Source organism: Acinetobacter sp. YH01022, from assembly GCF_013420235.1.
In the GTDB taxonomy this organism is placed as follows: Bacteria; Pseudomonadota; Gammaproteobacteria; order Pseudomonadales; family Moraxellaceae; genus Acinetobacter.
Map to the genome: position 1 here is coordinate 1 of NZ_VOYP01000064.1, position 11,460 is coordinate 11,460.

Annotated in this window: 13 protein-coding genes and 1 pseudogene; 4 read left to right on the top strand and 10 right to left on the bottom strand. The window is 35.7% G+C overall.

All coding sequences use genetic code 11. The features are described 5' to 3' along the window. From msr(E) (FTT87_RS14660) to FTT87_RS14670, 3 genes and pseudogenes are all read right to left on the bottom strand, one after another. A pseudogene (gene msr(E) / locus FTT87_RS14660) lies at window positions 1-396 on the bottom strand (ABC-F type ribosomal protection protein Msr(E)); the annotation flags it as partial. A 492-nt stretch (window positions 397-888) separates the two neighbouring features. After that, entirely contained in the window at window positions 889-1,161 is a 273-nt protein-coding gene (gene nadS, locus FTT87_RS14665) for a NadS family protein (protein ID WP_000369781.1), read from the bottom strand. Next, window positions 1,154-1,474: a type II toxin-antitoxin system RelE/ParE family toxin gene (locus tag FTT87_RS14670; protein WP_000897307.1), complete on the bottom strand. Its 321-nt coding sequence runs from the start codon at window positions 1,472-1,474 to the stop codon at window positions 1,154-1,156. The genes nadS and FTT87_RS14670 overlap by 8 nt, the downstream gene beginning before the upstream one ends. Before the next feature lie 139 nt (window positions 1,475-1,613). Here FTT87_RS14670 and FTT87_RS14675 point away from each other — a divergent pair, with 139 nt between their 5' ends. Continuing rightward, window positions 1,614-2,033: an SMI1/KNR4 family protein gene (locus FTT87_RS14675; protein WP_001180106.1), complete on the top strand. Its 420-nt coding sequence runs from the start codon at window positions 1,614-1,616 to the stop codon at window positions 2,031-2,033. A 189-nt stretch (window positions 2,034-2,222) separates the two neighbouring features. On the opposite strand, the gene FTT87_RS14680 is transcribed toward FTT87_RS14675, so the two are convergent. The 3 genes from FTT87_RS14680 to FTT87_RS14690 form a co-directional block, all read right to left on the bottom strand. Further along, window positions 2,223-2,753: a plasmid replication DNA-binding protein gene (locus FTT87_RS14680; protein WP_178319599.1), complete on the bottom strand. Its 531-nt coding sequence runs from the start codon at window positions 2,751-2,753 to the stop codon at window positions 2,223-2,225. A 58-nt stretch (window positions 2,754-2,811) separates the two neighbouring features. Next, window positions 2,812-3,777 (bottom strand): RepB family plasmid replication initiator protein, encoded by a 966-nt coding sequence (locus tag FTT87_RS14685; RefSeq protein WP_178319600.1) that lies wholly within the window; start codon window positions 3,775-3,777, stop codon window positions 2,812-2,814. Window positions 3,778-4,553: 776 nt separating this feature from the next. Further along, on the bottom strand, window positions 4,554-5,723 hold the full coding sequence (locus FTT87_RS14690) for a MobA/MobL family protein (RefSeq protein ID WP_180175042.1): 1,170 nt from the start codon (window positions 5,721-5,723) through the stop codon (window positions 4,554-4,556). Between the two features lie 304 nt (window positions 5,724-6,027). Between FTT87_RS14690 and FTT87_RS14695 the strand changes: the two genes are divergently transcribed. Then, window positions 6,028-6,801, top strand: a complete 774-nt coding sequence (locus FTT87_RS14695; protein ID WP_179990983.1) for a hypothetical protein — start codon at window positions 6,028-6,030, stop codon at window positions 6,799-6,801. Between the two features lie 253 nt (window positions 6,802-7,054). On the opposite strand, the gene FTT87_RS14700 is transcribed toward FTT87_RS14695, so the two are convergent. Further along, window positions 7,055-7,300, bottom strand: a complete 246-nt coding sequence (locus tag FTT87_RS14700) for a hypothetical protein (RefSeq protein ID WP_180175043.1) — start codon at window positions 7,298-7,300, stop codon at window positions 7,055-7,057. A 153-nt stretch (window positions 7,301-7,453) separates the two neighbouring features. Between FTT87_RS14700 and FTT87_RS14705 the strand changes: the two genes are divergently transcribed. Then, window positions 7,454-7,678, top strand: coding sequence for a hypothetical protein (locus FTT87_RS14705; protein WP_004758944.1), 225 nt, complete (start codon window positions 7,454-7,456; stop codon window positions 7,676-7,678). A gap of 259 nt (window positions 7,679-7,937) precedes the next feature. Here FTT87_RS14705 and FTT87_RS14710 read toward each other — a convergent pair whose 3' ends face one another. Then, a complete protein-coding gene (locus tag FTT87_RS14710) occupies window positions 7,938-8,318 on the bottom strand; it encodes a hypothetical protein (RefSeq protein WP_015060210.1) in 381 nt (126 codons plus the stop codon). A gap of 194 nt (window positions 8,319-8,512) precedes the next feature. Between FTT87_RS14710 and FTT87_RS14715 the strand changes: the two genes are divergently transcribed. Further along, entirely contained in the window at window positions 8,513-9,124 is a 612-nt protein-coding gene (locus tag FTT87_RS14715; RefSeq protein WP_015060246.1) for a recombinase family protein, read from the top strand. Between the two features lie 189 nt (window positions 9,125-9,313). Here the strand turns inward: FTT87_RS14715 and FTT87_RS14720 are convergent, their stop codons facing one another. After that, window positions 9,314-10,198, bottom strand: coding sequence for an Mph(E) family macrolide 2'-phosphotransferase (locus tag FTT87_RS14720; protein ID WP_000155092.1), 885 nt, complete (start codon window positions 10,196-10,198; stop codon window positions 9,314-9,316). 55 nt (window positions 10,199-10,253) lie between these two features. Continuing rightward, the coding region (msr(E), locus tag FTT87_RS14725; RefSeq protein ID WP_180062749.1) for an ABC-F type ribosomal protection protein Msr(E) at window positions 10,254-11,460 on the bottom strand (1,207 nt) is incomplete at its 5' end.

Sequence of the window (11,460 nt, forward strand, 5' to 3'; positions counted from 1 at the left end):
GAGATCAAGGTGGCTGGTTGGTTCATCCGCTAGAATGCCATGTACTTGTTGGGAAAATGCGGCAGCAATTTTTGCACGAGTTTCCTCTCCGCCACTCATTGTGTCGTTTTGTACATTGGAAACACCAAGGCGAGATAACATTGCCCGGTCTTCGACCGTTTCTATTTCGATTCCGCCCAGTTGGCTGATATGTGCAAAATCACCAAAACGCTGTAATGTCGCTTCGGCTAAAACAATTTCGCCATTAAGTACTTTGAGTAAACTACTCTTTCCTGCTCCGTTATCACCCACAAGACCAATACGGTCATAAGAGTGAATTTCCAATTCATCAATATCCAAAACATCACGCCCAGCATAATCCAAGCGTATGTTTCTCGCTTTAATAATTAAACTCATTTTTATTTACTCCTGTTTAGCTCTTGAAATTTTTTATGCAGCAAACAGGATTTAGGTGAAAACAAAAGCTAGCATCACAGTGTCCTCCCAAAAAAAAAGCTATTCATCCACAGGGTGGACAAATAGCTAGTCAATTAAGTTATAACTGGAAACTATGCACTAAAAGCATACTTATAAATTAAGCATACTTTTACTTTATATATCCGCATATATTCTTAAAGACACAACAAAAGCCCACCATTATAAAATAGTGTCACTATGCAAATAGTTGTGTCTTAACGAATGCGGATAGAATGCATAAACTTACCTAAAAAATAAAATTCAGTTTTATGATAACTTTACTGTTAAAAGAAGTCTAGACAACCTTGTTTTATGCTTGGATATAAGGCTTATTTTAAAATAATAGTAGTGAAGATTTTCTAAAATTAACATAATACACCTTATACGAAATAAAAATGGGAGCCTTAAGCTCCCATTTTTTAAGTAATTTTTTCAAATAAGGCTTGGGTGAGCATCTAAAATTCGAATCAATGTAGCTGCTGGTCCAGTTGGATAGCGTCGTCCCTGTTCCCAATTTTGCAGGGTACGGGGGCTAATATGTAGACGTGCAGCAAATTCATTTTGGCTCAAGCCAGTTTTTTCACGTACTTCTTTAATATCAGGCAATTCGAGTTCTGTAACTCGGCTTGCTTTAACTTCTTTACGTTTGATAGCTCCAGCTTCTTTGATTGAAGCAACCAAGTCATCAAATAAGTTGTTATCCATGAAATTGCTCCTTCACGAGTTGGTGCAGAATGGCGGTTTCCTTATCTGTTAAATTATCTTTTACTGATTTTGGATAAGCCACTAAGAAAAAGATCTGATCATCCTCGGTGACCCAATAATAAATCACCCGTATCCCACCACTTTTCCCTTTGTTACCTTGAGCACAACGTACTTTGCGAATACCACCGCCATTCTTGATTAGGTCACCTCTATCAGGCTGTACCAAAAGATCTTGCTGAAGTTGACGATATTCCTCATCAGATACAAGGTCTTTAATTTGCTTGGTAAAGATGCTGGTTTCAATAAATAACATGGACTCTTTATACGTCAATGGCGTATTTGAATTTTAGCAGTTTCCATAACAAAAAACGAGAGCTGGTAGATCTCGTTTCGCATAACAGCCATTATGTTAAATTGTAGTAAGAACTTTAATGCGATAGAGCAGAATGTATATGCAAAATAAGCTTGATAACATTATTCAAGAATTAAAAGAACTATCTGGGAATAGTCGTCTAAACATAGAACTACCTGATGATATTTTCATATCTGCTTATGAACGAAAAATAGGTTTTATTTTTCCAAAAGATTATAAAAAAGTTTTGAAAGAGATTAGCAATATCTTTTATGGAACAATTGAATTAGCGTCTCTTACAGATGAGAAAGAATGCTATCGAGGGCTATCTCAGATATTAAATGATGCTAGGGAGCAAGGTCTGCCAGAAGATTGGCTACCTATTTGTGAAGATAATGGTAGTTATTATTGCCTATCTCCTAATCATAAAATTAGATATTGGACAGCAGATGGATATAGCGATGAGCAGTGGGAAGATTTAGCAGATTGGATCAAGCAAGTTTGGATAGATGGAAATTAAGAATTTCTAAAATTAACATAATACAGCTTATACGCAATGCTTTTTAAATTTTGTTATAATTCAATGTGTTAATTTCAGTTTTATAGCCCATTCGCCCTCGAATGGGCTTTTTTTATGATTTTTCACGTTCCACGCTTATTATTTGATCAATGTTTCACGACTTTGTTCATATCAGGTAAACAATCGTGGTTAATCATAGGGTCTAAAAAAACGGCTCCAAAAGCCTCTTTTTTCAGGTTCAGGTTCAATATGCTCTGGTACTGGAATTCGCTTCTTAGGCTCTTGGATCTCAGTCTGAATCTCAGCTTCTTCTTTTGATTCAACAGTCTCTTGGGGGGGGGCAACTGGTGTTGGATCTTCTACCTTTGGAGGTTTTGGGGCTTCCAGTAGGCGTTGCATTGCTTCGATTTGTTCTTGGTAGAAGTTTTCTCTCTCTAAAGACTGATTTTCTCGCAAAATTGATTGGTTTAATTGACGTTCAAGCATGTCAACTTGACGTTTTAGCATGTCAATTTCTGTTAAGTTTTGACTGTCAGTTGATTTACTTTGATTGACAGTTACATTTTTGTTTTGTGGTTCTCCAAAGACTCTAAGTGCCTCTGCAAAGTCAATCAAACCATCTGAGCTTTTAGATAAATTTCCTTTATTAATATGAGCATATATAGCTTGTCGTGAATATCCATATAGCTTTGCAAGTTCCGATACTGATAGCTTTTTCATAGTTGTAAAGTTGTTATCAAGTCATGTTAATAATTGACTATTCAATTGACAGTGTCAATTAACTTAATGACTTGAATCCTAACTGCTTTAAGTAAGGCATATATTCTCTTACTTTTGCAGGGTCTATTAGCTGATTAGCAATCCGTTTAGCAAAATCCTCATAACTCTCACCAACTTCACTATATTGGTTCGCAAAAGCTGAGTCATAGGCAAGTTTGTTTGAGAACAAATCAATTTGGCTAACTGTAAGAGGCTTTTCTTTTTTCTTTTCTTTAGAAGGCTTCGTAGTTTCTTTTTTTCCAATTACGAATCTAAAACCTGTAATTTTTTTGCCATCTTTAAGGTTGGAGAAAGATACTTGTAGTTCAGTAGATTTATTAATTTCTGATACCGCTGGTACGATAACTCTTTTTTTTAAATTCCAAAGCAAGGAATACTTATTTTGTAACTCGAATATATTTCTGAACTCTTCTTCTTTGAAATCTCTGTGTCCTATATTTTCGTATTGTTTTAATAATTGATAAAGCTGGATGGAGTGGGATCCTCTTAGCTGTAAAACTTCTTTAATTGTAAACTTTGTGTATGGATGATTGTTATTAAATATAGACAACATAAACAGGACTTCATTTGTGAAGTAAAAGCTTATTTTTCCATCTGCATATTCAATACGAATTACCCAGTGAACCGACACGCGATTACCTTTTGTATTTATGTAAGAAAAGTATCTTCCACGAAGATCATCAGCAGCTCTTTTTAATTGAGAGTAGGCACTGCCTAGTTCGATATCACATGCTTCAGCAAAGTCTTTAGCAGTAATAGTAAATTTACTAGATTCACTCATTGGATTAAGACGAACTATAGGGCTAGCTAAAATAAAGATCCTTTTTTCATCTACGGACATGCTATTCCACGCTTCGATCATCCTATTCTGCATGACTGTATATTCTGCTGGATATTGAGCTACAGGCTTTTGAATAGGGTATTCATGATCATCAACTACTATAGTATCTAATTGAGAATCCATATTTTTTTAATTCATACATATTTGATAATGTATGAATATATGAGCTAACAATAGTAAAGTCAAACCTAGAAAAATGTATGATTATTCTTTTGTACAGTGTTTTTTTAATTTTTTGATCTTTATCAAAGTATAAAAAATTATCCATCTATAAATTTGGAGTATAAAAAATAGTCTGATTTATAAATTATAAGTATAAGAATCAATCAAAACAAATAGTGAAAGAACTAAAATTAGCTAAAAATATAGAGATTATTTATATCTAGGTAAATGTATGAAGATCTAGGTAAATGTATGAAGTTTCCTAGGTAAATGTATGGAGTTTCCTAGGTAAATGTATGGAGTTTCCTAGGTAAATGTATGAATTAAATATCTATAATCCTTTCTATATGAGCATTACAGACGTTCTAAAAGTATTTAAAAGTTAAAAATATTAAAAAATATATACACCTTTAAAAATTGCCCTTGGTTTTCGCTACGCTCAAACTCTATTGAATCTCGCTTCGCTCGATTCGAGGGGCAATTTTTTGGTTAATATTTTCGTGAGTTTTAGAAAAAGCAAAAGCAACTCGGAATTCGCTTCGCTCATCATTTTTTTATGCTCGCTTCGCTCGACCTAGAAGCAAATTGAATCTGTTCGCACCCTTCGGGATGCTCTGTACCTCAGTCTTAGCAGCAAAGGGGAGCCTGTAATCAGAGAAAAAGCATGGCGAAAATTTTAATTGTGTCTGTTCGCTCGTAGACACTCGCTCTGTAAAGCCTGAATAAATCCAGATAATTTAAAACCCCGGACCACCGTAATCATAATCATCAGATTTTGGCTTTGGCTGTTCAGATTGAACCAGTTTAGAGGGCTTATTCTGCGTGGGTAATGGATTCTTTGGTGGGGAATACACGTCAAACTCAAAGCATGGCGTTGAGTTATGCTCTGAATCCCTCAATTTTCGATTCATGTTATGAATGTTCCAGCCTTCTTGTTGCAATATAGGCTCTTGGGTTTTGATAATTTCACTAAAATCTTTTTTCAGTTTTTCCTTATTTTTCTGATTCTTCACTAAATAATTCAGGTAATACATCACTTCCAATGATGAAAATGGATGGTTTTCAGCACTATAAAAATATTCATGTTGTTGATCTAATTGCTTTTGGCGTTCTTCGAGTTCTCGTTCTTTTTGATTGTGCTGTCTGATTTTCTGGATTTCAGCCAGGTATTCCAACGTTTCATTCTGTTTTCCTACACCGAGTTTGGGTTCGGGGATATACATCGTGCCGTGAAGTTCATTGTACTTTTCATAGCTGTCAGCAGAAACTTGGTTTTTGATGCTGATCTCTTGGCCGTCAATCTGGTAGGTCACAGTAGGGCAGTGCTCGGCCAAAGCATCATTGAGGTGGTTTTCCCATTGTTTCCGGATATAGATCAGGAAAGCTGAATAATCATCATGACCATTTTGGAGTTGGATTTTCTTGGCACCGCCTTTGCTTGGATCTTTGGGGTTATAGCGTTTGAAATATTGTTCGGCTGTCCGTTCAATACCGTCATCGGCTTTTAGCGAGAACATGATGTGACAATGAGGCTGATCTTCGCCACTGAGGCGCGATTTAACGTTGTGTATGGCGTATGAATGCGGATATTGCTGTGGAACTATATGTTTGTCTAAAAACGTCTCTATGAGCGTTTTACGCTGTTCTGGCGTGAATTCGTTGGGGAGGGCAATTTCATACTCCATGTAGACTTTGGCATTTTCTCGTTCAAACGTATCAGCGGCTTGCCAAAACTCAATGGGATCTTTCACCCAGGACGGCATGCATTTGCCTGGTTCAACGTATTCTAAAATTTCGTTACTTTTCTTGCGGACGTTTTCGTATTGCATTAATCGGGCAATGTAGAGGTAATGCTGTATTGCGTAGCCTTTCCCCTTGCTTTTGACGCTGAAATGATAAGTTGCCACGTTCACCTCTAATAGTTTTGGATTGGTTTTTATGCAGTGAAACGGAATGAAAACCGCCCGGATTTGGAATGCCTGGATGGCTGAAAAATCCGGTTGAAGGGGGTCAAGGGGGAAGCGCCCCATTGCGTACTAGTTTCTCCGATCAGGAGAAACTGTCAAGTGCGAATTATTTAAATTAAAAATAAAAATTCTTTTCAAGAAATTTTATTTTTAATTTAAATAATTATTTTCAGACTGCCCGATTTAAATATGGTAAAACCATATTTAAATCGGTAGCAGTTCTGAAAATTTAGCGGCAGATGATATGACCCAGGAAAAAGCAAAGAAAAGAGGCAGACCAGCTCAGTTACTTCAGGTAGCGGAATTACATGCTTTCGTGGAGTTTTTATTAGAAAAAGATCCTCGTTCTAAATTAGAAAATCAAGTTGTCGATGCACTACAGGCTGAAGATTTCGACTTTGAAATGTTGTCTGAAGCTCAACAGATCTTAGTGAAAGAGGCCTTAAAACCTTATCGTGAGCACATGAAGTTAAAGCTATTGTTTGATGAGTTGTCTGAAAATCCAAAACGTACAGACTATGAAGAAAAGTTTGTGCAGTTGTATCAGGGATATCAGAACAATGAACTAGATCCAACAAAGACAAATATTTTGAAAACGATGTGTACTCGTTATCTAAAGTTTAAAGCACAAAAATTGGAGTATAAGGATTTAGAACTGTACTTAAGCCAGATTCAAAAAAAAGAAATCAATAAAAAAAGAACAGCAGCAGATCATCGAAAATATCAGTTAGGTGGCGCTGTCATTGCTGCTTATAAAGAATTGGGTCTTAATATTGATACTTTGACACCAGATCAAGTTAGAAAAGCCATTGTAGGAAATAAGAGGATCATAAATAAGATCGAAAAATCTATAATATTTGAGCAGATTGAGGCGAATCTTGAAACGTTTCTCTTCAGTTGGCCAATATTTTTTAAGGTCATTGATAAATTAGCAATGATTGAGTATGAAGGTGAAATTGTTCCTGAGTATATAAAAGCAATTATGTCATCTTTATCAGAGTGTCAATATAAAAAATAGTTAAAAATAAATAAATTAAAATAAGTTATTTTTAATAATAAAAGCTAGATATATCTGGCTTCTCAGTGATTGATTGGATTTAGATATCCACTTTCTTAAACAAGAAGAAGGGTAAATTCCGAATAATCATGATGATGATTGCCCATTTGCCAGGTGTGTAGAATATTGCAATAAAAAAACCCCGGTATCCTGCCAGGGTTTTATAGCGTTTATTCTGGTTTCAAGCCACAAAAGAGTAAAGACGATTCATAACTCAATAGTCAAAGTTGAAGAAGTGTTCTGGGAAACAAGAAAGAAAGGCTTTTTGAATGTCGCTGTATTCACCCTCTGGATGTTCCTCTAGATAACGTCGAGTCCAAATGACTGTTGCTTCATAGTCGTTAAAGCTCGGGTCGAGTTGTAAAAAAATCCACAGTTCATGTGCTTTTTGAATGAAAAAGTCATTGATGATCATGAGTGCAATTTTCTTTTCAGAGTTTGAATTAGGGTATGAGTACATAGTATGTTTCTCCTATAGAGATGATAAATAGTTTCGTTGATAAACTATTTATAACACATAAAATAATGTGTTTACCACATAATATTATGTGTTTTTATGTAAATATAACCCTATGCTATAATCTCAAAACACTATTTCTATAAATTTAATTAAATGCCATATACTGAATTTCAACGTCTTGTCGGTAAAGCAGGGCTTTCAATTAAGGAATTTGCTGCCTTATTGGATATGAAACCTAATTCGATTACGAATTACAGTAAACAAGGTGTGGTTCCTACACATATTGCTGTAATCGTTGCGTTGATTTCTACGATGAAAGATGAGGGATTAGATTTCTATCCAATTTTTGAAAAAGTTAAGTCGTATTCACAAGAATAAAACTCTCGGTTTTTGATTGTTGTAAGCTTTTTAGTAGATATTGATGATGTAAAAAATGCCTGAAGTTCAGGCATTTTTTTTTGTTTCAGGGACTTATAAGCCTCGATAGAACTTTTCAATAAAGTATCGAGTTTTGAGAACCAGAGTGATCATCAAACTCTTATGTTCTAAGATCTTAGGTCGAGCAATCGGTAAACCGGACATTTCTACTTGGGGCTTACAGACGGACTTCGTATAAGAAATTTTATGTTAAATGGATTCAATCTCTGTCATCAAAGTCAGCATTAATTCTATCGACAGTCCATTTTACTGTATTGTTATCTAAGTAAAAAAAATCTCTATTTAAAATATCATCTTCAAAAATTAAGCCATTAACATCTAGCTTCCCTTCTTTTAAATATCCAATAATTTCATATCTTAGACTATTATCTATTTGCTTAATTTGATGGGAATAATGTGTTTTCTCAATAAGGTAATCATCAAAAATAGTAGCTTCTAAATCTATAAGGTAATTTTTTTTGAGATCAATACATGAGGGTATTGAAGAACTAAATACCTCTAGAATTTCATTACGAACCTTAATTTTTAGAATGAATTCGAGATTCTCATTACATTCTATGATTTGAGCTATATATTTCACTTCGATTAAGATTTCCTAAAATTAACATAATACACGTTATACGAATTCCCAAGGCATGGCTTTTAGTCATGCTTTTTTTATCAAAAGACTATACCTGAATGATAGCGAGCCAAATCGCATACAATATCTATCATTAGACTTAATGCAATAATTAAATGATAGTATTATCATTAATCTAATAGAATTAAGATTAAATGATAGAAATGAATACACGTATTTATCTACGAGCTTCAACTAAAGATCAAGATGCAGAAAGGGCTTTGCAGATTCTTCAGGATCTAAACCAAAACTTGAATTTGGGTGAAACCATTGTGTACGTGGAAAACTATAGTGGTACGAAGTTAGACCGACCTGAATTGAATAAGCTACTGTCAGAAGCAAATCAAGGTGACACATTGTTAGTTGAAAGTATTGACCGCTTATCACGCCTAACCCAACGAGATTTTCAAGAGCTGAAGCGCAGGATCCAGGAGAAGGGACTTCGTTTAGTCGTAGCAGATCTTCCTACTACCTACCAAATGATTCAAACCAGTGACAGCATTACTCATTCAATCTTGGAACTCATCAACAATATGTTGATTGATCTTCTGGCAACAATGGCCCGCCTAGACAATGAGAAACGTATAGAACGTATTAAGCAGGGCCTGGCACGTTCGGGTTACAAACCAACAGGCAAGAAGGCAAATGAGGCTAAACATAAACGAATAAAAGAATTGCTAGTAGTTGGCAATATGACTAAGGAAGAAATTGCCAAAGCAGTGAATTGTGGAGTTGCAACTGTCTATCGAGTTGCTAAAGTTATCTAAAAGAGGCTTATCTCAACGCGCCCCCAATGGGGCACCGCTGCATTCAGGTTACTTCACATAAGAAATTTTATGTTAAATGATTGTTAGAAATGCCCCTTGATCGAGGCATTTTCTATAAAGAATACTAAAAACTAATTAAAGCCAACCAAGTTTCAAAACAAGGCAGTTCTCAGCAATCATATTTTTAAATTATATAACTCCCAACTGAGCTTTTGCTCCAACGATAAGGCTTTCATTTTGAGTTTCTAAGGCAAATAAACCATACATCAAAGGAGAGGCCGCTGCTCTTTCTAAAGTCTGTTCATATAGTTTATTCCAAACTTTACCCCCTAGTTTTTCATACTCGATGATTAGAGTTTTGAGGCTTTCTTCTCCAAACAAAGTTACATGCCCAGCAAAATCAATCGCTGGGTCATCTATATGGGCTGTTGACCAATCAATAACGCCTGAAACAGCTCCATCCTTTGAAGCTAGTACATGCCCAGCATATAAATCGCCATGTATAAATTGGGTGAAATCTGCCCATAGAACATCATTATCCAACCATTTTCTGTAGCGGGTTTCCAATTGCTCACTTATACCAATTTCAGATTTTACTAACTGCAAATTGTTTGCTATTTCAGGTCTTAAATCTGAAGGTTTCATAATTTTCAAATCATTTTCCCGAACTTCTTTTTCAGGAATACTATGGATTTCAAATAAGGTTTTTGCCAAAGATGTTATGTATTTCGGGCTATCTTTGTCCATATTCCAAATTATTTCATAGGTTTCAGCATCCAAATTTAAAACAGGATTATCTTTAAGTATGGGATAAGCCACTAATTCTGTAGATGAAATTCTCCAATCAGGAACCTCTACAGAAAGATGTTTTTTTACCAATTCTAAAATGCGTTTTTCTTTCTTGATTTGTTCCCTCATGCCATCACGACGAGGAATACGCAGCAACCATTGTTGCCCCTTTGTATCAAGAGCAAAAACGACCTTAAAATCAATGCCCATTTCATTGAAATTCATTTTGTCCGTAAGCAACAAGCCGTGTGCTTCAGCAAGTGATTGAATATCTTGAATTGTCATTTTTAATTTCCTTTAAAGAGTTCAATAATTAATGTTCGGATTAGATTGGCTATCATTAACAATCTCTCTCAAAAGTCTTGATGATTTTGTGGTCTTTGATCTCGTAGATAATGTCAGCAATATTATCGACCAATTGCTTGTCATGAGATACGAAGATAATAGTTCCTGCATAGGACTTCATCATTGTTTCTAATGCGGCAATACTTTTTAGGTCAAGATAGTTTCCTGGTTCATCCATAAGCAAAATATTATATTTTCCTAAAAGCATTTTGGATAAAAGCAGTTTGATGATTTCACCTCCCGATAAGTCGGATAAGTTTTTTTGAATATCATTCGCTCCGATCCCCATTGAAGCCAATACTGCACGAATTTCCGCAACTGTGTACTCGCACTCTTCCTGCATAAAGGAGAGCACAGATTTATGCGTGTTAAATTTATATCCTGTTTGTGTAAAGTAGCCAATTTCAGCTTTTGGAGATATGGTTAATCCATCAGCACGTTCTGATATCATTTTTAACAAGGACGTTTTCCCTGTTCCATTCGATCCAGTTATAGCGACTTTAGCGCCAAGCGGTATTATAAAGTTAGCGTCATCAAAGATAGTACGGCTACCAAATTTTAAGCTCAGACCATCTGCCGTAATCGGGAACTTATTGTGCAGTTCTAGGGCTGAACTTTGACGAAAACGAATAGAACGCAAATGCTCTGGTGCTTGAATATCTTCTAATGCAGCCAAACGCTTTTCCATACTCTTAGCTGCCTGATACAGTTTTCTTTGCTTGGTGCCAGTCATTTTTGCATGCCCAAGTCGTCCAGCACTTTCGGTAGAGTTTTTGGATTTTTCTCCTTTTTTCTTATTGTCTAATCGATTAGCTTGCTGGCGTTTTTCTTGCACAGCAGATTCTAATCGCTCCCGTTCCTTCATCATCAGCTCATATTCTACGGCTTGGTGTTGTCGCTCTTCTTCTTTTTGACGCAAGTAATCCGAGTAACCACCCCAATATTCCGTAATTTTACCGTCTTTTAACTCCCATATCTTGTCTACAACCATATCAAGAAAATATCGGTCATGACTGATAACAAGTAATGCTCCATCAAATGCTTTAAGTTGACCAATAAGTAGATCTATTCCATTGAGATCAAGGTGGCTGGTTGGTTCATCCGCTAGAATGCCATGTACTTGTTGGGAAAATGCGGCAGCAATTTTTGCACGAGTTTCCTCTCCGCCACTCATTGTGTCGTTTTGTACATTGGAAACACCA

What these genes read in the sequence shown, in the direction of transcription:
- nadS (WP_000369781.1), bottom strand. Translation starts at nt 1,161, where the DNA reads ATGGATAACAACTTATTTGATGACTTGGTTGCTTCAATCAAAGAAGCT.
- FTT87_RS14670 (WP_000897307.1), bottom strand. Translation starts at nt 1,474, where the DNA reads ATGTTATTTATTGAAACCAGCATCTTTACCAAGCAAATTAAAGACCTT.
- FTT87_RS14675 (WP_001180106.1), top strand. Translation starts at nt 1,614, where the DNA reads ATGCAAAATAAGCTTGATAACATTATTCAAGAATTAAAAGAACTATCT.
- FTT87_RS14680 (WP_178319599.1), bottom strand. Translation starts at nt 2,753, where the DNA reads ATGAAAAAGCTATCAGTATCGGAACTTGCAAAGCTATATGGATATTCA.
- FTT87_RS14685 (WP_178319600.1), bottom strand. Translation starts at nt 3,777, where the DNA reads ATGGATTCTCAATTAGATACTATAGTAGTTGATGATCATGAATACCCT.
- FTT87_RS14695 (WP_179990983.1), top strand. Translation starts at nt 6,028, where the DNA reads ATGACCCAGGAAAAAGCAAAGAAAAGAGGCAGACCAGCTCAGTTACTT.
- FTT87_RS14700 (WP_180175043.1), bottom strand. Translation starts at nt 7,300, where the DNA reads ATGTACTCATACCCTAATTCAAACTCTGAAAAGAAAATTGCACTCATG.
- FTT87_RS14705 (WP_004758944.1), top strand. Translation starts at nt 7,454, where the DNA reads ATGCCATATACTGAATTTCAACGTCTTGTCGGTAAAGCAGGGCTTTCA.
- FTT87_RS14715 (WP_015060246.1), top strand. Translation starts at nt 8,513, where the DNA reads ATGATAGAAATGAATACACGTATTTATCTACGAGCTTCAACTAAAGAT.
- FTT87_RS14720 (WP_000155092.1), bottom strand. Translation starts at nt 10,198, where the DNA reads ATGACAATTCAAGATATTCAATCACTTGCTGAAGCACACGGCTTGTTG.